This is a genomic window from Azospirillum baldaniorum, from assembly GCF_003119195.2.
Taxonomy (GTDB): domain Bacteria; phylum Pseudomonadota; class Alphaproteobacteria; order Azospirillales; family Azospirillaceae; genus Azospirillum; species Azospirillum baldaniorum.
The window spans coordinates 500431-525984 of the sequence record NZ_CP022253.1 but is presented as its reverse complement, the minus strand read 5'-3'; the positions used below and the strand labels follow the sequence as shown (position 1 = coordinate 525984).

Below are 25554 nucleotides of genomic sequence, written 5' to 3'. Positions count from 1 at the left end.
TCAAACCTAGCTTGCTCAAACCTGACTTGCCGGGTCCGGACGCGGCGCCGGCCCGCCGACCCGTTCCGCCGGAAAATGGAGGGAGGCCCGCAGGCCGGCCCCCGCCGCGCCTTCCAGCAGCAGCCGGCCGCCATGGGCCTCCATCAGGCTCTTCACGATGCTGAGCCCCAGCCCCGATCCCTGGAAACGGCGGGTCGCGCCGTCCTCCGCCTGATAGAACGGCTGCGCGGCCTTTTCAATCTGCTCCGGCGTCATGCCGATGCCCTGGTCCTGCACGGCGATGACGAAGCCGCCCTGCGGGTCCAGCCACGCCTCCACCTCGATCACCGACGGGGCGGTGCTGAACTTCACCGCGTTGGACAGCAGGTTCAGCATCATCTGCCGCACCGCCCGCTCGTCGGCCTGAAGCACCGGCCAGACCGCCCCCGCCGCCGTCCGGATCGTCCGGCCCCGCCCGGCCTGGGTGCCAAGCACCGTGGCGATGGCGGTGCCGACCACCTTGCGCGGGTCCACCGAATCGAAGGTCAGATTGGCGTGGCCCGCCTCCATCTGGGCGACCGTCAGGATGTCGATGACCAGACCCAGCATGTGCCGGGCGCTGGTCAGGATGTAGCCCGCATACTGGGCGTGCTCCCGCTGGGCGTTCTCCCGGCGGGTGGTTTCCTTCGTGCTGCCGGACGGGACGGCGGCGGAGCGGCCGCCGCCGATGTCGCCGTCTTCGCGGATCAGCTCCGAAAAGCCGATGATCGCGTTCAGCGGGGTGCGCAGCTCGTGGCTCATGGTCGCCAGGAAGCGGGTCTTGGCCTGGCTGGCCTCCTCCGCCTGGGCGATGGCCGTCCGCAGGGCGCCGGCCATCGCCTCCATCCGGTCATGCGCCTTCCGGATGGCCCGGTTCTGGATCAGCAGCACCGTGATGAACAGAACGCCGCAGACCGCCAGACCGGCCGACAGCATGGAGAACAGCCCATGCAGATAGAGCAGATGGTCGTGCCCCTCGTCCACCAGCTCCCCGCCGAACTGGGAGGCGACGGAGGCGAAGGCGTTCAGTTCGCGGTCGACGGGCTCCAGAACCGCCAGGGCGGCCAGCGCCTTGTCCGCCTGCGGCAGCGGACCGGCCAGGATCGTGCCGACGCTGTTCAGCGCCTCCTCCAGCCGGGCCACCGTTCGGCGATGCTGCGGGTAGCGGTCCATGAAGAGGGAGGCCTGCCCCCGCCCCAGCACGGCGATGCGGTTGCGCACGATGTCCAGCCGGAGCTGCACCTCGTCCGCGTCGACCTTGGCCCCGGGAAGCGCACTGGCCAGGATGCGCTGCTCCAGCCGCGTCACCTCCCCCACCGTCTGGCTGGCGGCCCAGGCGAAGTTGTAGGGCGCGGCCCCGCGCAGCGCCTCGCCGTAATTCACCACCAGCAGCGACAGATAGGCGGCCGCCAGGCCGAACGCGCCGGTCAGGATCGCCAGCCAGAGCCCAATGCGGCGCGTACGGTCCTCCGACGCCCAGCCCAGCAGGCGGGACAGCCGCGAGCTTCCCTTCGGCGCGGTCTCGGTCGGCGGACTCACAAGGGCTGCCTTCACTTCACGGTCAGCCGGGCGACCTGCCAGACCGAGCGTGCGAAATATTTCTGCCGGTTCGCTTCCGGATCATGGTCGAAATCATAGACGATGAACAGCGGCCCCTTGTCGCTGACCGGCATGTAGGCCCCGTCACGCTTCAGCGCCAGGATCACCTTGCGGTTCCGCACGTCGTCCATGGGGATTTCGCCGGTGTAGTCGTTCAGCGCCGTCGCGGTCAGCGTTTCGCCGCGCGCCTCCACACGCTCCATCAGGCGGGCGAGCGGCACGCCTTCGAAGGTCACCGGCTCCTTGTACCAGGGGGTGGCGGTGGTGAAGGAGACCATGCCCAGCGCTTCCAGCATGGGACGGTCGAAGACCGCCGCACCGTCGCGGTTGGTCGCCCCGATCTGCCCCGACACGACCAGAATCGGCTTTTCCGTCGGTTCCGGCAGCGTCCCGGCGCTGGCCGCGCCGGCAAGTACAAACAACGTCAGGGCGACAAGACGGCAAACAACTCTATCCACCATATCGGCTAACCGTCCGCTATTCGGCCATGCAACCTTTATCATGATTGCATTCTACGAACGATCCAACGAAAATTCTGTAAAAATCAGCCGCCGAATTTTCACATACGGAAAGGTGTATCGAAATTCGTTCATATTTGTCCCGTGAAATGACCAACCCGCAACGATCCGGCATCATCGCTTCCGCCCGGATTTTCACATCTTTTCCATGCACATCCCGCCCGACGGAACGCTTATGGACGCATTGATTCCGGTTTCGGCCGCCCCGCTGCCGCTGGACGGCTACATTCTGGGAATCGGAACGAACGTGGAACCCGATCGGAACGCGGCACGGATCGCCGCCCGTCTGGCCGACCTGTTCGGTTCCGTCCTGGTCAGCCGCTTCTACCGCACGGCTCCGGTCGGCATGACGAGCGCCCACCCCTTCGTCAACTACTGCGCCTATGTGCCGAGCGCGCTGGACCCCTCCTGCTGCAAGGGGCTGTGCGTGGGGGTCGAGCTGGCGCTGGGCCGCGACCGCGCGCACCCCTGCTGCAAGACGCGCGACCGCCCCGCCGACATCGACCTCATCGGACGGGTGAACCGCTCCTTCCCGGTGGACAGCTTGACGGCCCTGCGCCCGGACGCCTATCTGGCCGCCCCCTTCGCGGAGATCGCCGCTCTGCTCGCCGGGCGCCCCGTTCCGCCACCGCAGGGCGATCTGTGCGCCGCCGCCCTGCCAGGTTGCCGCGTCGGCTCGCCCCGGTTAGGCGAGACGCCGGCCACCGTCCACCGCGACGACGGCGCCGGTCTGATAGTGGTTGCGGAGGATGGCCTCCACCGCCATGCCGATGGCCTCCACCCCGCCCTCTTCGCCGAGCAGCGTCTCTGACAGCACACGCGCCCGCGCCTCTGGGCCGTGCCACTCCTTGAACAGGATCGGCCCCGGCTGGACGACGTTGACCTTCACCTTGGGCGCCAGCCGCTTGGCGAAGGACAGCGCGAGGTTTTGGAGCCCGGCCTTGCTGGCGCAATAGGCGTCGAAGGCCGGGTTGGGGTTGTCGGCGTAGATGTCGGTGATGTGGACGATGTCGGCCCGCCGCGCCGAGCAAGCGTCCAGCAGCGGCGCCAGTTCGCGGTTCAGCGCGAAGGGCGCGCGCACATGAACGGCGTGGAAGACGTCGAGCTGCCGCAGCGCGTCCGCGGTGTCCGGCGCCGTCACCTCGAAGGCCGAGGCGTTGTGGATCACCGCCCGCAGGCTTCCCGCCACGGCCCGCACCGCCTCGGCCAGCCGCGGCCCGCCGTCCGGATCGGCCAGATCGCCTTGCAGACAGACCGCCCCGGCGGCGCGCAGCCGTTCCACACCGTCGGTGGGCGTGCGGTAATGGGCGATGACGGGGTGCCCCAGCGCCATCATCCGCTCGGCCAGATGCAAACCGACGCGGCGGCCCGCGCCGGTGACGAGAACGGCGTCCTGCAACAGGGATGCGGTCATAGGAAAGCCCTTCGGCAGGTGGCCGGCTGGCGGACGACGGACTTGGTCGCGGAAATGAGGTGGTGACCCCGGCTGGACTCGAACCAGCTGCCTACGGTTTAGGAAACCGTCGCTCTATCCAGATGAGCTACGGGGCCACGGCGCTGAACATAGCGGCTCCGCCACGACTTGCCAACCATCCGTCTCGGGACGGCCCGCCGGGATGGCCCATCGGCACGGCCGACCGAAAAGGTCACCGCCGGCACCGGCGCGGCACGCGGCACGGGCGGCGAATCCGCTGGGCTTGGGCACGCCGCTGCGTATACTGCGCCCATGGCACGCATGCTTTACCTGCGCGACATCGAGGTCGATGTGCACGTCCGTTGCCGCGCCTGCGGCCACGAGGGCGTGTTGCCGCGCGCGGACATGAACCGGCGCTTCGGACCCAACTACCCGGTCCTGTCCATCGCCCCCCATTACCGCTGCTCGCGCTGCAATTCCCGCGACACCGAAAGCCGCCCGGCACCTCCGCCCTTCGCGACGCCGGTGACGGCGATGACCATGGAGGAGGACGCCCCGTCCTTCGCCGGGCCGCTGGCCGCCCTGCAAGGGCTGCTCGACGCGGTGCGGACCCGCGGCGACGCGATGGACGAGCCGGACGGGGAGGACTCGGCCCCGGCCATGCTGGCGCCCGCCCCTCCATCCTCGACCGTCCGGGTCGAACCCGCCGCGCTGGATCCGGACTTGGATCTGGAACTGGAGCTGGAGCGGCTGGCCGCGGACGGCGCCGCCGCTCCCGAATCGGGCCGTCGCCCGCTGTGGGAGCCGGTGTCGCTCGCCGATCTCGCCGGCCATGACGATGACCCGGTGGACGACGCGGAGCGGAACGACGGCGGGACGGATTTCGACGACGACGAGGACTGGAGCCCGCGCCGCTGGACTCTTCTGGACCGGGACGCCGATCAGGATGACGGCGGGGACGACGAAGCGGACCGGGTCGAGGCTGTGGCCCCGCCGGCACCGCCCACCCGGTCGAGCCACCCGACGGTTGCCGACGATCCGGACGACGACGCCTCCCGCTCCTTCGACCGCACCATCGCGGCGCTGCGCAGCATCCTGGACGGCCGTGGCGACGGCAACCGCGCGGAGGAGGCTGCGTCTCCGTCGCCTCCCCCGCCGCCGGCCTTTTCGATCAACGACGCTATCGATCAGCCGGGCGAAGACGACTCCGACGACAACTCCGACGAGGCGGAACCGTCCAACGAGGACATCCTGGGCTTCGCCATCCGCGATCCGGACAAGCCCCCCCCGCCATGGGAGCGCCCCCGGGAGCGCGACCCCGCGCCCACCGGCAGCGAACCGCTGGACCGTACCATCGCCGCCCTGCGCAGCATGGTCCAGAAGGCCGCCGCCGACCGCGACGAGGACGAGGACAAAAGCACGGACGACCGCGACGGCGGCGTGGTGACTCCGCTGTTCGGCCGGTCGCGCAAGCCGACCGACGATGTCGATGTTGAGGACGACGACCTGGAGGAGGACGCGGAGGATCGGAAAGCCGGCGCCGACGACGCCTTCTGGGACTGCAAGGACGCGGATAGGAACGACGAACCGGACGAGGACGGCGCCCCCGTGCTGCGCAAGTCCGCCCAGGAACAGGAGATGGAAGAGGCGTTGCGCGCCCTGCGCGCGCTCGTCGAGGCGGAAAGCGATCTGGACGACCCGCCCCACCCGGCCTGGAAAAGCGAAGCGCCCACCCGCTCCGACGCGGACGCCTTGCCCGGCTTCAAGCCGCTGCCGCGCCGCGCGGCGGAGCCGGAAGCGGAAGCGGACGATGCCGACGAGCCTCTGGACCTCGTTGAGCCGGTCCCCGTGAACGCGCCGGAAAAGCCCAAGCCCGACGCCATCAGGCGGGCGGAAGGCAACGAGTCCGGAAAGAAAACCGCCAAGGACGATTCGGGCACGCTCGGCAAGACCCTCGCCGCGCTGCGCAACATGCTGGAACTGGACGGCAAGCAGGGGCGCTGAGGCCCCGCTTGCCCGTCCCATCAAATCAGCCGTTTTCCGCCAGGACCGTGCCCGCCAGATAGAGCGAGCCGCAGATCAGCACGCGGGCGGGCCCTTCAACCCGTCCCTTCAGATCGTCCAAGGCACCGCCGACATCCGCCGCCGCCGCGCTGTCGGCGATGCCGCAGGCGCGGGTGGCCGCGGCGGTGTCCTCCGCCGGCAGCGATGCCTCCTCGCCGGGGATGGCGACGGTGCGGGCGGCGGTGACGAAGGGCGCCAGCGGGCCCAGGAATTCCCGCGGCTCCTTGCTCGCCAGCATGCCGTAGACCAGCAGCAGCGGCCGTTTCGGCTCCTCCTCCGCCCAGCGCGCGGCCTGGATCGCCAGGACCTCGCCCGCCGAATCGTTGTGGCCGCCATCCAGCCACAGGTCCCAGCCGGCGGGCAGGGCCTCGGCCAGCGGGCCGCGGGTCAGCCGTTGCAGGCGGGCGGGCCACTCCACGGCGGCGAGGCCGCGGCGCACCGCCGCGTCGTCGACCTTGACCGGCAGATGGTCCAGGCAGGCCAGCGCCACCCCGGCGTTGACGATCTGGTGCGCCCCGGCCAGCCCCGGCAGCGGCAGCTCGATGCGGCGGCGGGCGCTTTCGAAGCGGAAACCGCCCTCAGTCGGGGTGACCGACCAGCCGGGAACCGGCGCGCCCACCGTCTCGGCCCGGATGGCCAGGGTGCGGGCGGCCTCCTCCACGGGCTGCGGGTAGATCACCGCGGGGACTCCCGGCTTGAAGATGCCGGCCTTCTCGCCCGCGATGGCCTCCAGCGTGTCGCCGAGGAACTGGCGGTGATCGTAGGAGATGCGCGTGATGGCGGTGACCGCCGGGCGGTCCACCACGTTGGTGGCGTCCAGCCGCCCGCCCAGCCCGGTTTCCAAGAGGACCACGTCCGCCGGCTCCCGCGCGAAGGCGAGCAAGGCGGCGACCGTCGTCACCTCGAAGAAGGTGATCGGCCCGCCGCCGTTGGCGGCCTCGCACTCCTCCAGCAGGGCGGCCAGCCGGTCGTCGTCGATCAGCGTGCCGGCCAGCCGGATGCGCTCGTGGAAGCGCACGAGGTGGGGCGAGGTGTAGACATGCACCCGCAGCCCCGCGGCCTCCAGCATCGCCCGCAGGAAGGCGAGCGTGGAGCCCTTGCCGTTGGTGCCCGCCACATGGACCACCGGCGGCAGGCGCCGCTCCGGATGGCCCAGCGCGGCGAGCAGCCGGTGCACGCGGTCCAGCGACAGGTCGATGACCTTGGGGTGCAGCCCCTTCAGCCGGTCGAGAACCGGATCGGCGAGCGACTCAGCGAGCGGCATGGCGGGATCAGGCCGGCTGCTCGGAGCCGGTCCTCTCGGCGCCCGCCTGGGCCGGCGTCTCGTCGGCGGCCTCGGCCTGGTTGCGCGGCTCCTCCGTCTGGACGGCGGCCGGCGCGGCCGGCAGCGCCTCCGTCGCCACGGCCAGGACCGGCTGCATCAGCAGGGTCAGGACGCGCGACAGGGTCGGGCGCAGGTCGCGGCGATGGACGACCATGTCCACCATGCCGTGCTCCTGGAGATACTCGGAGCGCTGGAAGCCCTCCGGCAGGGTCTCGCGGATCGTGCTCTCGATCACGCGGGCACCGGCGAAGCCGATCTGCGCACCCTTCTCGGCGATGTGGATATCGCCGATCATCGCGAAGGAGGCGGTCACGCCGCCGGTCGTCGGGTCGGTCAGCACCACGATGTAGGGCAGGCCGGCTTCCTTGACCATCTCCACCGCGATGGTGGTGCGCGGCATCTGCATCAGCGACAGGATGCCTTCCTGCATGCGCGCCCCGCCCGAGGCCGGGACGACGATCAGCGCCGCCTTCTGGGCGATGGCGGTGCGGGCGGCGGCCAGGATGCCCTCGCCCACCGCGATGCCCATCGAGCCGCCCATGAAGCCGAAATCGAAGGCCGCGACGACCGCCGGCTGCCCGCCGATCAGGCCGGAGCCGACGACGATGGCGTCATGCCGGCCCGTCTTGGTCTGGGCTTCCTTCAGGCGGTCGGTGTAGCGCTTCTGGTCGCGGAACTTCAGCGGATCGACCACCGACTTCGGCAGTTCCACCGACTGGTAGTCGCCCTCGTCGAACATCGAGGCCAGCCGCTTGATCGGGTCCAGCCGCATGTGGAAGCCGCAATGCTGGCAGACGTTGAGGTTCTCCTCCAGATCGCGGTGGAAGAGCATCGCCTCGCAGCTCGGGCACTTGTGCCAGAGGTTGTCGGGAACCTCCTTGCGGGCATAGAGGGCGCGGATCTTGGGGCGGACGTAGTTGGTAAGCCAGTTCATCGAATTCTTCCTGATATCCCGCTCAGCCGGCGCTCGCAGCCCGGCGATCTAGGCCGGCGCACTCAACCGCGCGCGCCGCGCACGCCGTCGGCCAGTTCCCGGACGAAGCCCAGCACATCCTCGGCCAGACCCGAAGGGGCCTTGCCGCCCCCGTCCAGGCCGCCGGCCAGCCGCGTGACGATGGCCGAGCCGACCACCGCCGCGTCGGCGACGCGGGCGACATCGGCCGCCTGCTCCGGCGTCTTGATGCCGAAGCCGACCGCCACCGGCAGGTCGGTGTGGCGCTTCAGACGTTCCACCGCGGCGCCCACCGCCGCGTTGTCGGCGCTGGCAGCACCGGTGATGCCGGCGATCGACACGTAATAGACGAAGCCCGAGGTGTTCTGGAGAACCGCCGGCAGGCGCTTGTCGTCGGTGGTCGGCGTCGCCAAGCGGATGAAGTTCACCCCGGCCTTCAGCGCCGGGATGCACAGCTCCTCGTCCTCTTCGGGCGGCAGGTCGACGACGATCAGCCCGTCCACCCCGGCCTCGATGGCGTCGGCCAGGAAGCGGTCCACCCCATAGGCGTGGATCGGGTTGTAATAGCCCATCAGGATCACCGGCGTGTCGGCGTCCGTTTCGCGGAAGCCGCGCACGAGGTCCAGCGTCTTGCGCGCCGTCGTCCCGGCGTGGAGCGCGCGCAGGCTGGCCGCCTGGATCGCCGGGCCGTCGGCCATCGGGTCGGAGAAGGGCAGCCCCAGCTCGATCAGGTCGGCGCCCGCCGCGGGCAGGCCGTGCAGGACGGCGCGGCAGGTCTCCAGGTCCGGGTCGCCGGCGGTGATGAAGGTGACGAGGCCGGCGCGGCCCTCCGCCTTCAGCGCGGCGAACCGCCGGGCGATGCGGCCATTGTCAACGGCCTTGTCGTTGAGGGCGCTCACAGCTTCACTCCCAGATGCTGGGCGACGGAGAAGATGTCCTTGTCGCCGCGGCCCGACAGGCAGAGCACCATCAGGTGGTCCTTGGGCAGTTTCGGGGCGCGCTTCACGATCTCCGCCAGCGCGTGCGCCGATTCCAGCGCGGGGATGATGCCCTCGGTGCGGGCGCAGAGCTGGAAGGCGTCCAGCGTCTCCTGGTCGGTGGCCGAGACATACTCGACGCGCCCGATGTCGTGCAGCCAGGAATGCTCCGGCCCGACGCCCGGATAGTCGAGGCCGGCGGAGATGGAGTGGCCCTCCAGGATCTGCCCGTCCTCGTCCTGGAGCAGGTAGGTACGGTTGCCGTGCAGGACGCCGGGGCGCCCGCCGGTGATCGAGGCGGCGTGGGCCAGCGGCCCCTTGTCGATGCCGTGGCCGGCGGCCTCGACCGCGACCATCTGCACCGACGGATCGTCGAGGAAGGGATGGAACAGGCCGATGGCGTTGGAGCCGCCGCCGACGCAGGCGACGAGGCTGTCGGGCAGGCGGCCCTCCAGCTCCTGCATCTGCACGCGCACCTCGTCGCCGATCACCGACTGGAAGTCGCGGACCATGGCGGGGTACGGGTGCGGGCCGGCGGCGGTGCCGATCAGGTAGTAGGTGTCGGCGACGTTGGTGACCCAGTCGCGCAGCGCCTCGTTCATCGCGTCCTTCAGCGTCCGCGCGCCGGAGGTCACCGGAACCACCTCCGCCCCCAGCAGCTTCATGCGGAAGACGTTGGGCTGCTGGCGGGCGATGTCGGTCTCGCCCATGTAGATGACGCAGGGCATGTCGAACAGCGCGCAGACCGTGGCGGTCGCCACACCGTGCTGGCCGGCGCCCGTCTCGGCGATGATCCGCTTCTTGCCCATGCGGCGGGCGAGCAGGATCTGGCCGATGCAGTTGTTGATCTTGTGCGCGCCGGTGTGGTTCAGCTCCTCGCGCTTGAAGTAGATCTTCGCGCCGCCGAGCTTCTCCGTCAGGCGTTCGGCGTAGTAGAGCGGGTTCGGGCGGCCGACATACTGCTTGAGCTGCTCGCGGATCGCGCCCTCGAAGGCGGGATCGGCCCGGGCCTCGCGGTAGGCTTTCTCAACCTCAAGGATCAGGGGCATCAGCGTCTCGGCGACGAAGCGTCCGCCATAGATGCCGAAATGCCCGCGCTCGTCGGGACCGGAACGGTAGGTGTTGGGTCTGGTCATGGCCTGGGAAACTGCCTGAAGCGGGCCGCGCGGCGCCCGGAAGGCGCCACCATAGCGGCGGTTCGCCCGGATTTGAAGCGTTCGCCGAACCTTTCGCCGAACATGCCCACAACATGGGAAAAGCCGGGGCAAAGGCAATCCGGCAATGCGGCATGGCCGGTCGAGCGGCATGGCGGAGCGCCGCCACCCTCAGGCCCGCCCTCACCCGCCGTCATCCGCCCAGCGGCGGGGCGTAATGCAGGCCGCCGTTCATCCACAGCCCGTTCATCCCGCGGTCGATGCCCAGCGGCGAGGCGGCGCCCAGATGGCGGTCGAAGATCTCGCCGTAATTGCCGACCTGCGTGATCACGCGGAAGGCCCAGTCGTCGTCGAGCCCCAGCCCCCAGCCGACCCCGGTGGTGGCCCCGAGGAGGCGGCGCACCTCCGGGTCCTGGGCCTCCTCCTTCAGGCGCGGCGCGTTGGCGGCGGTGATCCCCTTCTCCTCGGCCAGGACGGTGGCCAGGAACACCCAGCGCACGATGTCGAACCACCGCCGCTCGTCCGGGCGGACCATCGGGCCCAGCGGTTCCTTGGAGATCGCCTCCGGCAGGATGACGTAGTCGTCGCGCTCGGGGGCCTTCAGCAGGCGCTGGGCGTGCAGGCCGATGCGGTCGCTGGTGTAGAGGTCGCAGTGGTGGTTGAAGAAGGCCGACAGCGCCCCCTCGGTCGAGCGCACCCGCTTCAAGCGGAAGCGCACGCCGGTGCGGGCCATCCAGTCCTCCAGGTTGCGCAGGGTGGTGGTCTGCTCGATCACGCAGACGGAAGCGCCGGGCGGCAGATCGGACAGGCGGGCCACGCCATGGGCGCGGTGCGCGATGAATCCCTGGCCGTCGAACAGGTAGACCGCCGGGAAATCGATGCCGAAGGTGGCGTCGCGCTGAAGGGTCCAGGTGGTCCCCTCCATCACCACGTCCACCTCGCCGTTGCGCAGGATGGCGAAGCGGTTCTCGGAGTTGGTCTCGACGAACTCCACCCGGTCGGCCTTGCCGGCGACGGCGGCGGCCAGCGCCCGGCACATGTCCACGAAGAAGCCGCGCCAGTTCCCGCTGTCGTCCACCGCCGCCAGACCGGCTCCGCTAGACGAGACGCCGCAGCGCAGCAGCCCGCGTTCCCGGACATCCTCCATGGTTTCGGCCCGCGGACCGCCGGATGGCGCGGACACCGCCGCCGCCAGAACCGCGGCGACCACCGCGGCGCGCGCGAAAGACCGGACCAAGCCCATCGACCATCCCTCTTTGCCGCCCACGGATCAGCTTTGGTCCGGCAACCGGCGCGGGTCAAGCCCGCTTGGCGCTCCCTTGCCCGGCGCCCTTTTGCCCGGCGCCCCCTTGCCCCGTGCCCGAATGCGCAGCGTGCGATTGCGGCGCGGGGGTGTGAATTGCGCCCGGTCGATTGCCCGTGTTATCTCAAGCGGACGACAAGAATCGAGGGACGGGCATGCGGCTTCCCCGGCTGGGCGTGGCGTTTCGCATCCTGGCGGGTCTGACCGTGATCGCCGGCCTGACCGCCGCCACCGGCGTGGTCGCCGTCTCCCTCTTCGGCCGCTTCCATGAGGGGTTCGAGCAGATCGCCACGGCCAAGGTGCCGGGCCTCGTCAACGCCTCGCAGCTGGCCCAGCAGAGCGGCACGCTGGCCGCCAACGCCCCGGCCCTGGTGGCGGTGCAGAGCCAGTCGGTGCGCGAATCGGTGATGGCCCGGCTGAGCGATCAGGTCGCCCTGCTGGAAGACCTGATGACCCGGCTGCGCGACCGCGGCGCCGACATGGCCGACGTGGCCGAGTTGCAGCGCCGCAAGAACGAGCTGATCGCCAACCTGATGACCCTGAACACCCAGGTGGAGCGCCAGCTCGCCGCCGCCGCGGAGACGGGCGGGCTGGTCGGCCGCCTGATGCATCTGGCCGAACGCATCCGCAACGCCGAGGAAGCGCTGCGGGACAAGGCCACCACCCCCCGCACCCTGGAGGAGTGGGAGGAGGCCCGGGGCGTCGAACGGCGGATCGACCTGTGGACGGCGGAGGCGCAGCACGCCGTCCTGCTGATGCTCGCCGCCTCCCGCGCCGACCACGAGGCGCGGGTGGACCGGTTGCGGCAGGACTACCGCGCCGCGATGGACCGCGCAGCGGAGGTCGTGGCCGCCCTGCCCTCCGGCGCCGCCTTCGACCTGGAGCCGCTGTACCGGGAGCTGGAGGCGCTGGGGCTCGGGGAACACAACCTGTTCAACAGCCGGCTGACGGAAATCGGGCTGGCCCGCGCCATCAAGGGCTCCATCGCGCGCAACCAGAACGTCTCCGACCGGCTGGTCGGCGCGGTGTCCGACCATTTCCTGGCCATCGAGCAGGACATCGCCGCCCGCTCCGGCGAGTTCGAGCGGGTGATCCGCGACGGCAAGAACGCCATCCTGGCGATGGCCGTGGTCTCCATCCTCGGGGCTCTCGGCATCTTCCTCTACATCCACCGCAACGTGGTGCGGCGGCTGCGCGGCCTGCAGACGGCCATGGCCGCGTCGGCAGCCGGGCGGTCCGTCGCCATCCCCACCCACGGGCAGGACGAGATCGCCGACATGGCGCGCGCCCTGAACTATTTCGTCGCCACCATCCGCTCGCGCGAGCACGCCCTGTCGGACAGCGAGCGCCGCCTGCGCGCGATCCTGGAGCAGAGCCCGGTCGGCGTGTCCATCGGGCGGCCTGACGGCTCCGTGGCCTTCGCCAACGCCCGCGCGGCGGAGCTGGCCGGGCTGCCGCTGGACGCCTTCGTCGGGCGCCGCCACGCGCTGGCCCTGCCCGGCGCCACCCTGCAGGGGCGCGCCCTTCCGCAGGACGGCCCCGGGCTGGTTGCCCGCGACGTCGAGGTGGCGGTGGACCGGCCCGACGGCAGCCGCGTCTGGGCACTGCAGACGCTGCAGCGCACGGAGTTCGAGGGGGAGCCGGCGATCCTCGCCTGGAGCTACGACATCACCGGCCGCAAGCGCGCCGAGGAGGATCTGCGCCACGCCAAGGACCAGGCGGAGGTCGCCGCCCGCTCCAAGTCGGAATTCCTGGCGACCATGAGCCACGAGATCCGCACCCCGATGAACGGCGTGCTGGGCATGCTGGAGCTGATCGCCCTGACCCAGCTGGACGCGGAGCAGACCGAACTCGTCACCACCGTGCGCGACAGCGCGACGGCGCTTCTGCGGATCATCGACGACATCCTGGACCTGTCCAAGATCGAGGCGGGCAAGCTCGATCTCGACGAGATGGACCTCGACCCGCGCGAACTGGTGGAGGGGGTGGCGGAGCTGCTGGCCCCGCAGGCCCACCAGAAGGCGCTGCTTCTCGTCTGCGACCTCGACCGCAAGGTGCCCGCGGCGGTGCGCGGCGATCCCGGACGGCTGCGCCAGATCCTGTTCAACCTGACGGGCAACGCCATCAAGTTCACCGACGCCGGCCGGGTCGTCCTGCGCACCCGGCTGGAGCCGTCCGACGCCGGGTCGGACCGGCTGCGCCTGCGCTTCTCGGTCGAGGACACCGGCATCGGGATCAGCAGCGCCGGCCAGGCCCGCCTGTTCCAGCCCTTCAGCCAGGCCGACAGCTCGACCACCCGCCGCTTCGGCGGCACCGGGCTGGGGCTGGCCATCTGCGCCCGTCTGGTGGAGATGATGGGCGGGCGCATCGGTGTGGAGTCGGCGCCGGGCTGCGGCGCCACCTTCTGGTTCACGGTCGATCTGGCCCCGGGGGACCCGCGTACGGTGCCCGGCGACGACACCGACCTGACTGGCCTGTCGATCATCGTGGCCGAGCCGGACCCGGTGCAGCGCGCCGTTCTGATCCGCGCGCTGGAGGACAAACGCGCCGCCGTCGCCGACGCCACGACGGCGGACGAGGCGGTGGAACTGCTGACGATGGCCGACGCCGATCTGCTGCTGCTCTCCGATGGCCTGCTGGAGCATCATCCCGACGACGCGCCCGGCGCGCCCAACCCGCGGCTGTCGGCGCCGGCGGTGCTGGCCCGTATCGCCGCCGCCGGAGTCCGCCCGCCGCCCACGCTGCATCTGGTGGACGGGCGGGAGCAGGCCGGCGACTGCCCGCCGGAAACCGGCGGGGACGGCGCCCCATCCGCCGGACAGCCGCCGCGCCACGACCATCTCGGCCGCCCGATCCGCCGCGACGCCCTGTTCCGCCGTCTGGCCGCCCTCGCCGGGCGCGCCGTTCCCCCGGACCGCCAGGCCGATTCCCCGCTTGCCGCGACGAATGGCGGTCCGGCGGCCCTCGACAAGGCGGCCTTCGAGACGGCCGCCCTCATTCCGACCGCGGCCCCGCCGATGATCCTGGTGGCGGAGGACCATCCGACGAACCAGCAGGTGATCCTGCGCCAGCTCCGCCAGCTCGGCTTCGAGGCCGATCTGAGCGGCGATGGGCTGGAGGCGCTGACCGCCTGGCGGGCACGGCCCTACCGGCTGCTGATCACCGACTGCCACATGCCGCGCATGGACGGCTACGAACTGTCGCGCCAGATCCGCAGCGCCGAGGCGGCGGCCCCCGACACCGAATCGGCATCTGGTCCGGTGGCCGGTTCGGTGGCCGGTTCCCGCCGGCGCACCGCCATCATCGCCATGACCGCCAACGCCCTGGCCGGCGAGATGGAGCGCTGCACCGCCGCGGGGATGGACGACTACATCGCCAAGCCGGTGACCCTGAAGCAGCTCGCCACCGCCCTGAACCGGGCGCTGGGCGAGGGCAGCGCCGCCCCCCCCGACGAGCCGCCCGCGGCGGAACCCGCCGCGACGGCCGAGCAGACGCTGGACCTCGACCATGTCCGCACCACCTTCGGCGGTTTCGACGCGGCGTCGCTGGACATGCTGGATTTCTTCCTGGAAACCACCCGCCCGCTGCTGGACGAGGCCACCGTCGCCCTGCAACGGTGCGACCTGGAGGCCGTCCGCGGCACCGCCCACACGCTGGCCGGCGCGGCGCGCACGGCGGGGGCCAACCGGCTGGGCCGCGCCGCGTCCGCCCTGGAACTCGCCGCCCATCGCGGCGACCCGGACGGAGCCGAACAGGCCCTGGCGGCGGTGCGCGCCGCCTACCCGGCGGTCGAAGCGGCGATCCGCGCCCTGCGGATCGGAGAAGCGGTTTAACCGGGAGAAAGAGCCGCACCACCCCGAAAGTGGCACCACCGCCGGCCCGCCTTGCCCCGCCGGGAGGCGTGGACTAGTCTCACCCGCGTGAATGTTCTGACCCGATCATACGCCTTCGCCGCGCTGGGGTTGGCGGTGGGAGTCGGCCTGATGGCCGGGCCCTCCGGCTCGCCCGCCGTGCTGGGCTTTGCCGGCGTCCTCGGCGCCGCCGGTTTCGGCGGACTGTTCTGGACCGGCAGGGAGCGCCGCCGCAGCGACCGGTTGGCGGCCGACGTGGCGCGTCTGGAGGCCTTGCTGGCCGCCTCCCCCCACCCCTGGTGCGCCTGGAGCGCCGATGGCGCCGTCAGCGCGGCGCCGGGCTGCGCCGGGCTGCTCGGCGTCGTGCCCGGCCAGGACATCGCGGGCGCCTTCGCCGACACCGACGCCCCCCGGGTCGCCGAGGCCGTCAGTCGCCTGCGCGCCGCGGGGGAAGGCTTCCGAATCGAGGCGACGACCCGCAGCGGGCGGCGCCTGCTGCTGAGCGGGCGGCGGGCCGGCGGGCTGTCCGAAGGAACGGAAGGCGCCGGGCACCGGGACGCCGGACACCAGAACGTCGTCTGGCTGGAGGACATCACCGACCGTTGCACCGAGCGGGAGACGCTCACCCGCGAACAGCGCGACGCCGAATCGGCGCTGGCCGAGCTGCGCGCGGCGGTGGATGCCCTGCCGTTGCCGGTGTGGCTGCGCGGTGCCGGACAGACGCTGTCCTGGTGCAACCGCGCCTACGCCCGTGCCGTGGATTCCGACCCCGCCGCCGTGCCGGAAAGCGGCAAGGAGCTGAGCGACGCCGGGCGCTCCCTGGCGCAACGCGCGCTTCGCAGCGGGGTCGCCCAGTCGGAGCGGGTCTCCGCCGTCATCGGCACCGAGCGGCGCCTGCTGGAGGTCACCGAGGCCCCCCTGCCCGCCCCCGACGGCGGCGGCACGCTGGTCGTCGGCTACGCGCTGGACGTCACGGCGGTGGAGGAGATGCGCGGCGAGTTGAGCCGCCACCTCGCCGCCCATGGCGAGGTGCTGGAGCGGCTGGGCGCGGCCATCGCCATCTTCGGCGCCGACACGCGGCTGACCTTCTTCAACCAGGCCTACGCCCGGCTGTGGGACCTGGAGGAGTCCTGGCTGCGCAGCCAGCCCACCCACGGCGAAATCCTGGAGGAGCTGCGCACCCGCCGCCGCCTGCCCGAATACGCCGACTACCAGAGCTACAAGCGCGAGCGGCTGAGCCGCTACACCCGCCTGCTGGAGCCGGTCGAGGAACTGATGCACCTGCCGGACGGCACGACGCTGCGCAGCCTCGCCGCCCCCCACCCGCTGGGCGGGCTGATGCAGATCCTGGAGGACGTGACCAACACGCTGGCCCTGGAATCCTCCTACAACACGCTGATCGCCGTGCAGCAGGAGACGCTGGACAATCTGGCCGAGGGCATCGCCGTGTTCGGCGGCGACGGCCGGCTGAAGCTGTCCAACCCGGCCTTCGCGCGCGTCTGGGACCTCGACGACGACGACCTGCTGGGCGAGCCGCACATCTCCAGCCTGTTCGAGCGGATGCGGCCCTTCCTGGAGAATGGCGGCGACTGGGACAGCCTGAAGGACGAGATGATCGGCGCGACGCTGGAGCGCGCCGTGCGCTCGGGCCGGCTGGAGCGGGCGGACGGGTCGGTGGTGGAGTTCTCCACCCTGCCGCTGCCCGACGGGGCGGTGCTGAACAGCTATCTCGACGTCACCGACAGCGCCCGGCTGGAGCAGGCGCTGCGCGCCTCCAACGCCGCGCTGGAGGCCGCCGACCAGCTGAAAAGCGAGTTCATCGCCAACGTCTCGCACCATCTGCGCAACCCGCTGAACGGCATCATCGGCTTCGCCGAGGTCCTGGCGAACCAGTATTTCGGGGAGCTGAACCCGCGCCAGATCGAGTATGTGAAGGGCGTCCTGAACGCGGGCGAGCGGCTGCTGGAGCTGATCGACGACGTGGTCGACATGACCAGCCTGGGGGCCGGGGTGACCACGCTGGACCGCGGCACCGTGGACGTGCCCGACCTGCTGGAGACGGTGGGCGAGCTGACCCGCGAGTGGGCGCGGCGCGAGGGGCTGCGCCTCGACCTGACCGCCCCGTCCTCGCTGGGCGAGATGGAGGGCGACGAGCGGCGGCTGAAGCAGGCGCTGTTCACCCTGGTCGTCGGCGCCATCCGCCACCCGCCGACGGACCGCCGCATCCTGCTGTCGGGGGAGCGGACCGCCGGGACTCTCGTGCTGACCGTGGGCAGCGGAGCCGGGCCGGGCGAGGCCGCCCTGCCCTCGCGCTACGACCGCAACGACCCGCGCGGCGCCGCGGCGCTCGGCCTGTCGCTGGTCCGCAACGTCATGGAGCTGCACGGCGGGCGGCTGGAGGTCGAGGAATGGCCGGGCAACGGCACCCGCTTCCGCTGCGTCCTGCCGCTGCCGCCCGCTTCCTGACCTGTCCGGTCAGCCCTGGCCGCGCCGCGCGTCGCGGAAGGGCTCGGCGCTCCCGCCATGCGGCGAGGTGACGGACTCGGACGCCGACACCGGACGGTCGGTGGTGATGAGCCGCGCGCCGCGCTGGTAGGTGGCCCAGCGCCACAGCCACTGCATGGTGACCAGCATCCGCTTGTGGAAGTTCACCAGCAGATAGACGTGGACGATCGCCCACAGCACCCAGGCGAACCAGCCCTTCAGCTTGCGCGTCCCGAAATCGAAGACGGCGGCGCTGCGCCCGACGATAGCGGTGTTGCCGCGGTTGCGGAAGCGGAAGGGCTCCAGCGGCTGGCCGCGCAGCAGGCTGGCCTCCAGCCCGCCGCCCAGATGCTCGCCCTGCTGCTTGGCGACCTGGGCCAGACCGGGCAGCGGCTTGCCGTCGTCGCCGGCCAGCGCCGCCGTGTCGCCCAGCGCGTAGACGTCGGGCACGCCCGGCACCGCCATGTCGGCGTCGACCGGGATGCGCCCGCTGCGGTCGGTCTCCACCCCCAGCCAGGAGCCGGCGGGCGACGCCTTGACCCCGGCACCCCACACGATGGCCCCCGCCGGGATGAAGCGCCCGCCGACCGTCGCGCCCTCCGGCGTGATGCTCTCCACCGCCTGCCCGGTCAGCACGACGACGCCCAGCTCCTCCAGCTTGCGGCGGGCGTACTGGCCGAGGTCGTCCGGAAAGGTGGACAGAATGCGCGGCCCGGCCTCGACCAGCAGGACGCGGGCGGTGCGCGGGTCGATGCGGCGGAAGTCGCGGGCCAGCGTGAAGCGGGCCAGCTCGGCCACCGCCCCGGCCATCTCGACCCCGGTGGGGCCGCCGCCGACCACGATGGTGGTCATCAGCGCCTTCTGCCGGGCCGGGTCCTCGCACATCTCGGCCTGCTCGAAATTCATCAGCAGCCGGGCGCGGATCCGCCGGGCGTTCTCGATGGTCTTCAGGCCGGGGGCGATCTCCGCCCAGTCGTCGTGCCCGAAATAGCTGTAGGAGGAGCCGGTCGCCAGCACCAGCCGGTCGTAGGGGACGAAGCTGCCGTCGGCCAGTTCCACCCGCTTGGCCGTACGGTCGATCCCGGTCACCTCGCCCATCACCACGTCGATGTTGGGGTGGCGGCTGACGATGCGGCGGATCGGTTCGGCGATGTCGGCGGGCGACAGGGCGGCGGTCGCCACCTGATAGAGCAGCGGCACGAACAGGTGATAGTTGTTCCGGTCGATGATGGTGACGCGGATGTTCGTCCCGCCCAGGGCCTCCGCGCAGGCCAGCCCGCCGAACCCCGCCCCGACGATCACGACATGGGGGCGGCTGTCCACGGGCGCGGGGGTGCGGTCGATCTGCGGCACGGCGGCAACCTCCGGTGACGTTGATCCTGCACCGTTAAACGCCGATGCGCCGCCGATGTTGCGGTGCATTCCGGAACCTGAACAGAGGCCACGGTTGCCCCCACCCTTCCCATGCTGCGCATGGGCCCCTTCCCTCCCCCGCTTCGCAGGAGAGGGAGCTTATCCCCTCCCCTGCGAAGCGGGGGAGGGTTAGGGTGGGGGCAAAGCTTCCGAGATTGATGCCTCGGCGAAGTCCATAAAGCTCACCGCGGCAGGGTCACCGTCACCCGCAGCCCGCCTTCCGGGCGGTTCGCCAGCGCGATGTCGCCGCCGTGGCCGCGCACCACCGTGCGGGCGGTGGCCAGACCCAGCCCCACCCCGCCGGTGTCGCGGGAGCGCGAGCGTTCCAGCCGGTAGAAGGGGGCGAAGACCTTCTCGAACTCCTCCTCCGGGATGCCGGGACCGCCGTCCTCGATCTCCACCCGCAGCTCCCCGTCCGCGGGCCGCAAGCGCACGGTGAAGCCGCCGCCATAGGCGATGGCGTTGTCCATCAGGTTGGCGAAGGCGCGGCGCAAGGCCACCGGGCGGCCGTCCACCGTCGCGTGCGCCGGCCCCTCGTAGGCCGCCTCGTGACCGGCGTCCACACGGTCGTCGCACAGGCTCTGCAGCAGGTCGGCGAGGTCGAGCGGGCCGCGCGGCTCGTGCTTGGCGTCGTCGCGGGCGAAGGCCAGCGTGGCGTTGATCATCGCCGCCATCTCGTCGAGGTCGGCGAGCATCTTGCGTTGCATCTCCGGGTCCTCGACCAGCTCGGCGCGCAGGCGCAGGCGGGTCAGCGGCGTGCGCAGGTCGTGGCTCATCGCCGCCACCATCTGCGTGCGGTCGGCGACGAAGCGGGCCAGACGCGCCTGCATCCGGTTGAAGGCGCGGGTGGCGGCGCGCAGCTCCTGGGGGCCGGCCTCCGGCAGGGGCGGCGCTTCGCCGTCCACGCCCAGCCGCTCCGCCGCGTCGGCGAAGCGCGCGATGGGGGCGGTCATGCGGCGCGCCGTCCAGACCGAGACCAGGGCCACCGCCCCGACGATGCCGGCCATCCACAGCGCGAAGCGCAGCAGCCGGAACGGCCCCTCCAGCGGGTCGCCGCCGACGAAGGTCAGCCAGGACCCGTCCTTCAGCCCCACCGACAGCCGGACGTCGGCGCCCCAGCGATGCTCGTCCACCGGGAAGGGGCCGGGCATGGGGCGCTCCCGCCGGACCTCGACCACCACGGCGCGGTCGGGATCGTCCAGCTCGCCGCGGATGGCCCGGCGCAGCCGGTCGAAGGGAAAGCCCTCGCGCTGGTTGGCGAAGCGCGGCGTCTCGGGATTCCAATCCACCCGCAGCACGGGGTCGTCGATCGCCTTGACCAGCCGCCGCCGCTCCGGCGGCGGGGTGCTCTCCACGAGCTGGACGATGGCCGTCACGCGCTGGACGAGGACGCGCATGCTGTGGGCCGGCGGTCCCGGAGGACGGTCGGTGAGATAGACCAGCGCGCTGACCGCCTGGGTCAGCAGCAGCGCCAGCACCACCGTCAGCACCAGCCGGGAGGCGATGCTATCCGGCAGCCAGCGCCGGGCCACCAGCAGGCGGCTCTTGCGGGCAGTCTCCATCTCAGGCCCCCGTCACCGCCGGGGTGAACAGATAGCCGCCGCCGCGCACCGTCTTGATCATGGTGGGGTCGGCGGGGTCGGGCTCGATCTTGCGGCGCAGGCGGCTGACCTGCACGTCGATGGAGCGGTCGAAGGGCACCGCCGAGCGCCCGCGCGCCAGATCGAGAAGCTGGTCGCGGGTCAGCACCCGCTGCGGATGCTCCACGAAGGCGACCAGCAGGTCGTATTCCCCGGCGGAGAGCTGCACCAGCACCCCGTCGGGCGAGCGCAGCTCCCGCTTGGCGAGGTCGAGCGTCCAGCCCTCGAAGCCCAGCGTCTTGCCCGCCGCACCACCGGACACCGGCGGGCCGGAGGCGCGGCGCAGCACGGCCTTGACGCGGGCCAGAAGCTCGCGCGGGCTGAAGGGCTTCGCCAGATAGTCGTCGGCGCCCATCTCCAGCCCGACGATGCGGTCCGTCTCCTCGCCCATCGCGGTCAGCATGATGACCGGCGTCTGCGCCGTCTCGGGGGCGGCGCGCAGGCGGCGGCACAGGCTCAGCCCGTCCTCCCCCGGCATCATCAGGTCGAGCACGATCAGGTCCACGCGCGCGCTGTCCAGCGTGCGCATCATCTCCACCCCGTCCTTGGCCCCGGTCACGCGGAAGCCGTGCCGCGTCAGGAACTGCGACAGGAGGGTGCGGATTTCGCGGTCGTCGTCGACCACCAGCAGGTGAGGTGTGCGGTCCATGGAACGCATGATCCGACGCACGGGCGCCGGGGTGAAGAAGAAATGTGTAACGCCACGTTACGGGGAGGCCGGCTGTTACACAGCGTTACCAATTCACGGAAGGCCGGACATCAACCGGATACGTTGCCGGCCCATCATCGGGGTCATCGGGAACGCAAGACCCCGTCGATAACAAGGAGCATCCCCATGAAACGCGCTATGATGACCACCGCCGCGCTGGTTCTCGGCCTCGGCCTCGCCGTGCCGGTCTTCGCCCAGCAGCAGCCGGGTCCCGGCGCCGGCCCTGGCCCCGGTCCGGACGGCGGCCGGCATTTCTCCCGGATGTGCGAGGATCAGGACGCCCGGCTGGCCGGCATGCTGGCCTACGCCGAGAAGAAGCTGAACATCACCGACCAGCAGCGCGCCGCCTGGACCAAGTTCGCCGACGCCGCGAAGGCGAGCCAGAAGCCCACCCAGGACCTCTGCGCCAAGTACAAGGACCAGCCGATGCCCGCCGCGGCCCCGGCCCGGCTTGAGCGGATGGAGGCCATGATGTCGGCCCGCCTCGCCCAGCTTCAGCAGGTGCGCCCGGCGGCGACCGACCTCTACGCCCAGCTCACCCCGGACCAGCAGAAGCAGGCCGACCGCTTCCTCGACCGCGCCGGGCACGGCATGATGGGCGGTGGCATGGGCGGTCCGGGCATGCGCCATCACGGCCCCGGACCCGGCCCGGGTCCCGACAAGGGCCCCCGCGGCGGCTGATCCCTTGCCCCCCAAGGCTGTCGCATTCGGACTTTATGAACCCTCTCCCCTCCGGGGAGAGGGTGGCCCGGAGGGCCGGTGAGGGGGTTGTGCGTGTCGGGACGTCCGGCAAAAGCGCACCCCCCTCACCCTAACCCTCTCCCCAGAGGGGAGAGGGAAACTTCGAATGCAGACCCCCTGTCATGCCTCCCGTCAGCCGTTGACGGAGCGGGCCGCCGGTACCCCCGGCGGCCCGTTTCCGTTCTTACTCGGCGCCGGGAACGCCCTTGGAGGTCGAATATTCGAAGTGCAGCGCCTCGCCCGGATGGACCAGCGGGTGGATGGCGTGGGCCGCCTGCGCCGCCTCGGAGAAGCCGCAGAGGATCAGCTTCAGCTTGCCGGGATAGGTCGCGATGTCGCCGATGGCGTAGACGCCGGGGGCGCTGGTGGCGCAGCCGGGCAGGCTAACGCCGATGTGGCTGCGCTCCAGGTTCAGGCCCCACTCGGCGATCGGCCCCAGATTCATCGACAGGCCGAAGAAGGCGAGCAGCGCGTCGGCCGGCAGGTCCTTCTCTTCGCCGTCCAGCGTGGCGACGCGCACGGCGGAGAGCTGGCCGTTCTCCCCCACCAGACCGGAGAGCTGATAGGGCACCACCATCTCCACCTTGCCCTCGCGGACCAGGACGTCCATGCGGGCGACGCTTTCCGGGGCGGCGCGGAACTTGGGCCGGCGGTGGACGACGTAGACCTTCTCCGCCACGTCGGCCAGCGACAGCGTCCAGTCCACGGCGGAATCGCCGCCGCCGGCGATCACCACGCGCTTGCCGGCGAAGTCCTGCTTGCGGCGGACCATGTAGAAGACCGACGTGCCCTCATACTGCTCCAGCCCGTCCAGCGGCGGGCGGTTGGGACCGAAGGCGCCGCAGCCGGCGGCAATGATCACCGCCTGGGTGTCGATGCGCGTGCCGATGCTGGTCTCCACCAGCCAGCGCCCCTCGTCCGTCCGGGTCAGCTTCTCGACCTGCTGGCCCAGGTGATAGGTCGGGCTGAAGGGGGCGGCCTGCTCCGCCAGCTTGTCGATCAGGTCGGCGGCCTCGATGGCCGGGTGGGCCGGGATGTCGTAGATGGGCTTTTCCGGGTACAGCGCGGTGCACTGCCCGCCCACCATGTCCAGCGCGTCCACCACATGGCATCGCATCTTCAGCATGCCGCATTCGAACACGGCGAAGAGACCGACGGGGCCGGCGCCGACGATGACGACGTCGGTGCGATGGACGGTGTGCGACATGGGACGCGCTGCCTTGTGCAAACGGGGGAACGATGACGCCTTCAATTGTCCGGTTTCGCGCCCCCGGTCAACCCCGCCGTCACCAGTACCCTGCACGGGCAGGGCGAACGGTGCGCGCAAAATGGGTGCGGTCCCGCCGATTTCCTTCTGGGCGTGCGGTCTCGGTGGGGTAGGATTTGCCCGTTTCCCCCCGTGCCGGAGCGGCCGCGATGAAGGACTGGCGATGAAGGAGCTGCGCTGCCTCGTGTTCACCGACCAGGAGGTCGTGAAGGCCGTGCTCGACCGCCGCCGCCGGATGAAGGAGCCGCTGCCCAGCGGCACGGTCGGCAAGGTCACCTACCGCCCCGGCCAGCCCGGCGGCGGCGGGGTGGAGACGCTGATCCAGGTCACCGGGGACGAGGGCGACGACCGCAGCATGCCGCTGCACGAGTCCGAGGTCGCGGCGGCGCTGGTGTCCTATTGCATGGGGCGCAAGATCCCCCTGCCCGTCGAATCCGACAAGATGATCCACCTGATCAACGGCGCCCTGACGCTGATGATCACCATGAACTTCAAGAAGCCGCCGCGTCTGGTGGAAGAGCGCGGCGAGGCGGCGGAGCCCGCCCCCGCCCCTGCCCCCGGCCCGGTGCCGCGCAAGGCCGCCTCGCGACGTTGATCCGACCCTGTTTGACACGATGACCCAAACCGAATCCCCCCCCAACGCGCGCGCCGTCTCGCTGCCGAGCGAGGAGGCGACCGCCGCGCTGGCCCGCCGCTTGGCCGCGGCGCTGGCGCCCGGCGACCTCGTGGCCCTGCGCGGCGACCTGGGCGCCGGCAAATCCGCCCTGTGCCGCGCCCTGATCCGCGCCGTGACGGAGGAGGACGCGGAGGTGCCGTCCCCCACCTTCACGCTGGTGCAGACCTACGACACCGACATCGGCCCGGTCTGGCATTTCGATCTCTACCGCCTGTCCGGCCCCGACGAGGTGACCGAGCTGGGCTGGGACGAGGCCCGCGCCGAGGCCGTCCTGCTGGTGGAATGGCCGGACCGGCTGGGTCCGCTGCTGCCCGCCGACCGTCTCGACGTCGCGATGAGCTTCGCCGGGCCGGCCGAGCGCCGCGCCACCCTGACCGGCCATGGCGCCTGGGAAGCGCGCTTGCACGCCCTCGACCTCACAGGACTGGAGCGGCCGTGATCGACCGCGCGTCACAGATCGCCGCCTTCCTCGCCCGCCACGGGCTAGAGGGGGCCAAGCGGGAGCCGCTGGCCGGCGACGCCTCGGCACGTCGCTACGAGCGCCTGACGACTCCGGACGGCGGGAGGCTGATCCTCGTCGACACCCCCGTCCCGGCGGAGGATCTGGTGCCCTTCATCGCCATCGGAGCCACCCTGGACCGGCTGGGCTTCTCCGTCCCCGCCATCCTGGCGGCGGAGGTCGAGGCGGGGCTGGCCATCCAGGAGGATTTCGGTGACGGCACCCTGACCCGCCTGCTGAACGCCGGGGAGGAGTCGCGCCCGCTCTACGAACTGGCGACCGACGTTCTGATCGAGTTGCACCGCCGCTTCCCCGTGGAGGAGGCGGTCCGCCTGAACCTGCCGCTCTACGACGCGGCGCTGTTCACGCAGCAGGTGGCGCTGTTCGCCGACGTCTACATGCCCGCGGCGACCGGAAAACCGCTGTCCGACAAGGCGCGGTCCGACTTCGACGCGGCGTGGAACGCGGTGGTGCCGGGAGCCTGCGCCGGGCCGCAGTCGCTGCTGCTGCGCGATTACCATGTGGACAACGTGATGCGGCTGCCCCGACCCGGCCCGCGGGCGGCTGGGCTGATCGATTACCAGAGCGCCGGGCTCGGCCCCGTCGCCTACGATCTGGTGTCGCTGCTGGAGGACGCCCGCCGCGACCTGCCCGCCGGGCTGGAGGGCGTTCTGCTGGACCGCTACCGCGCCGCCTTCCCGGATCGGGACTGGGGCGCCTTCCGCCGCTCCTACGCGGTGCTGGGCGCGATCCGGCACACCCGCATCGTCGCCATCTTCGTGCGTCTGGCGTTGCAGCGCCGACGCGGCTATCTCCTTCACCTGCCGCGCGTCTGGCGGCTTCTGGAAGGCCAGCTCGCCAAGCCCGAACTGGCCCCGGTCGCCGACTGGTTTGCCCGTCATCTGCCGCCGGGTACCCGCGCGGAGCTTGTTGTTCCGGAGCCGGATTGAT

At 71.4% G+C, this 25554-nt stretch carries 19 protein-coding genes, 1 tRNA gene and 1 pseudogene; 8 read left to right on the top strand and 13 right to left on the bottom strand.

The window, feature by feature from the left end:
- Positions 1-15: 15 nt before the first annotated feature.
- Together Sp245p_RS02440 and Sp245p_RS02435 are read right to left on the bottom strand one after the other, a co-directional pair.
- A complete protein-coding gene (locus Sp245p_RS02440; RefSeq protein ID WP_052584204.1) occupies positions 16-1557 on the bottom strand; it encodes a sensor histidine kinase in 1542 nt (513 codons plus the stop codon).
- An 11-nt stretch (positions 1558-1568) separates the two neighbouring features.
- The gene (locus Sp245p_RS02435; RefSeq protein WP_237904758.1) at positions 1569-2039 is read right to left on the bottom strand and encodes a putative pterin-binding protein; all 471 of its coding nucleotides are present in this window, start codon (positions 2037-2039) and stop codon (positions 1569-1571) included.
- A gap of 244 nt (positions 2040-2283) precedes the next feature.
- On the opposite strand from Sp245p_RS02435, the pseudogene Sp245p_RS35565 reads away from it, so the two are divergent.
- Positions 2284-2637, top strand: a pseudogene (locus Sp245p_RS35565) (2-amino-4-hydroxy-6-hydroxymethyldihydropteridine diphosphokinase); the annotation flags it as partial.
- Between the two features lie 183 nt (positions 2638-2820).
- On the opposite strand, the gene Sp245p_RS02425 reads toward Sp245p_RS35565, so the two are convergent.
- Together Sp245p_RS02425 and Sp245p_RS02420 are read right to left on the bottom strand one after the other, a co-directional pair.
- On the bottom strand, positions 2821-3549 hold the full coding sequence (locus Sp245p_RS02425) for an SDR family NAD(P)-dependent oxidoreductase (RefSeq protein WP_014238647.1): 729 nt from the start codon (positions 3547-3549) through the stop codon (positions 2821-2823).
- Between the two features lie 60 nt (positions 3550-3609).
- A tRNA-Arg gene (locus Sp245p_RS02420) sits at positions 3610-3686 on the bottom strand.
- 175 nt (positions 3687-3861) lie between these two features.
- Here Sp245p_RS02420 and Sp245p_RS02415 point away from each other — a divergent pair.
- A complete protein-coding gene (locus tag Sp245p_RS02415; RefSeq protein ID WP_014238648.1) occupies positions 3862-5553 on the top strand; it encodes a hypothetical protein in 1692 nt (563 codons plus the stop codon).
- 25 nt (positions 5554-5578) lie between these two features.
- Here the strand turns inward: Sp245p_RS02415 and Sp245p_RS02410 are convergent, their stop codons facing one another.
- The 5 genes from Sp245p_RS02410 to Sp245p_RS02390 form a co-directional block, all read right to left on the bottom strand.
- Complete coding sequence (locus tag Sp245p_RS02410; RefSeq protein WP_109138340.1) at positions 5579-6877, bottom strand: bifunctional folylpolyglutamate synthase/dihydrofolate synthase; 1299 nt, start codon at positions 6875-6877, stop codon at positions 5579-5581.
- A 7-nt stretch (positions 6878-6884) separates the two neighbouring features.
- A complete protein-coding gene (accD, locus tag Sp245p_RS02405) occupies positions 6885-7871 on the bottom strand; it encodes an acetyl-CoA carboxylase, carboxyltransferase subunit beta (RefSeq protein ID WP_014238650.1) in 987 nt (328 codons plus the stop codon).
- A 62-nt stretch (positions 7872-7933) separates the two neighbouring features.
- A complete protein-coding gene (gene trpA, locus Sp245p_RS02400; protein WP_014238651.1) occupies positions 7934-8788 on the bottom strand; it encodes a tryptophan synthase subunit alpha in 855 nt (284 codons plus the stop codon).
- A complete protein-coding gene (gene trpB / locus Sp245p_RS02395) occupies positions 8785-10002 on the bottom strand; it encodes a tryptophan synthase subunit beta (RefSeq protein WP_014238652.1) in 1218 nt (405 codons plus the stop codon). The genes trpA and trpB overlap by 4 nt, the downstream gene beginning before the upstream one ends.
- A gap of 211 nt (positions 10003-10213) precedes the next feature.
- The gene (locus Sp245p_RS02390) at positions 10214-11263 is read right to left on the bottom strand and encodes an amino acid ABC transporter substrate-binding protein (protein WP_014238653.1); all 1050 of its coding nucleotides are present in this window, start codon (positions 11261-11263) and stop codon (positions 10214-10216) included.
- Positions 11264-11478: 215 nt separating this feature from the next.
- On the opposite strand from Sp245p_RS02390, the gene Sp245p_RS02385 reads away from it, so the two are divergent.
- Together Sp245p_RS02385 and Sp245p_RS02380 are read left to right on the top strand one after the other, a co-directional pair.
- Complete coding sequence (locus Sp245p_RS02385) at positions 11479-15156, top strand: ATP-binding protein (RefSeq protein WP_109138339.1); 3678 nt, start codon at positions 11479-11481, stop codon at positions 15154-15156.
- A gap of 87 nt (positions 15157-15243) precedes the next feature.
- Positions 15244-17640 (top strand): sensor histidine kinase, encoded by a 2397-nt coding sequence (locus Sp245p_RS02380; RefSeq protein ID WP_014238654.1) that lies wholly within the window; start codon positions 15244-15246, stop codon positions 17638-17640.
- 9 nt (positions 17641-17649) lie between these two features.
- Here Sp245p_RS02380 and Sp245p_RS02375 read toward each other — a convergent pair whose 3' ends face one another.
- From Sp245p_RS02375 to Sp245p_RS02365, 3 genes are all read right to left on the bottom strand, one after another.
- A complete protein-coding gene (locus Sp245p_RS02375; RefSeq protein ID WP_014238655.1) occupies positions 17650-19011 on the bottom strand; it encodes an NAD(P)/FAD-dependent oxidoreductase in 1362 nt (453 codons plus the stop codon).
- 242 nt (positions 19012-19253) lie between these two features.
- Complete coding sequence (locus tag Sp245p_RS02370) at positions 19254-20633, bottom strand: ATP-binding protein (protein ID WP_014238656.1); 1380 nt, start codon at positions 20631-20633, stop codon at positions 19254-19256.
- Position 20634: 1 nt separating this feature from the next.
- Positions 20635-21360, bottom strand: a complete 726-nt coding sequence (locus Sp245p_RS02365; RefSeq protein ID WP_014238657.1) for a response regulator — start codon at positions 21358-21360, stop codon at positions 20635-20637.
- A gap of 186 nt (positions 21361-21546) precedes the next feature.
- Between Sp245p_RS02365 and Sp245p_RS02360 the strand changes: the two genes are divergently transcribed.
- Entirely contained in the window at positions 21547-22101 is a 555-nt protein-coding gene (locus tag Sp245p_RS02360; protein ID WP_014238658.1) for a Spy/CpxP family protein refolding chaperone, read from the top strand.
- A 244-nt stretch (positions 22102-22345) separates the two neighbouring features.
- Here Sp245p_RS02360 and Sp245p_RS02355 read toward each other — a convergent pair whose 3' ends face one another.
- Positions 22346-23368, bottom strand: a complete 1023-nt coding sequence (locus tag Sp245p_RS02355; RefSeq protein WP_014238659.1) for an NAD(P)/FAD-dependent oxidoreductase — start codon at positions 23366-23368, stop codon at positions 22346-22348.
- Between the two features lie 223 nt (positions 23369-23591).
- Here Sp245p_RS02355 and Sp245p_RS02350 point away from each other — a divergent pair, with 223 nt between their 5' ends.
- Genes Sp245p_RS02350 through Sp245p_RS02340 form a run of 3 tightly spaced genes read left to right on the top strand, consistent with a single transcriptional unit; the run spans position 23592 to position 25553 of the window.
- On the top strand, positions 23592-24023 hold the full coding sequence (locus Sp245p_RS02350; protein ID WP_014238660.1) for a hypothetical protein: 432 nt from the start codon (positions 23592-23594) through the stop codon (positions 24021-24023).
- Positions 24024-24042: 19 nt separating this feature from the next.
- Entirely contained in the window at positions 24043-24543 is a 501-nt protein-coding gene (gene tsaE, locus Sp245p_RS02345) for a tRNA (adenosine(37)-N6)-threonylcarbamoyltransferase complex ATPase subunit type 1 TsaE (RefSeq protein ID WP_052584205.1), read from the top strand.
- Positions 24540-25553, top strand: a complete 1014-nt coding sequence (locus Sp245p_RS02340; RefSeq protein ID WP_041810829.1) for an aminoglycoside phosphotransferase family protein — start codon at positions 24540-24542, stop codon at positions 25551-25553. The genes tsaE and Sp245p_RS02340 overlap by 4 nt, the downstream gene beginning before the upstream one ends.
- The last annotated feature ends 1 nt before the right edge of the window (position 25554 follow it).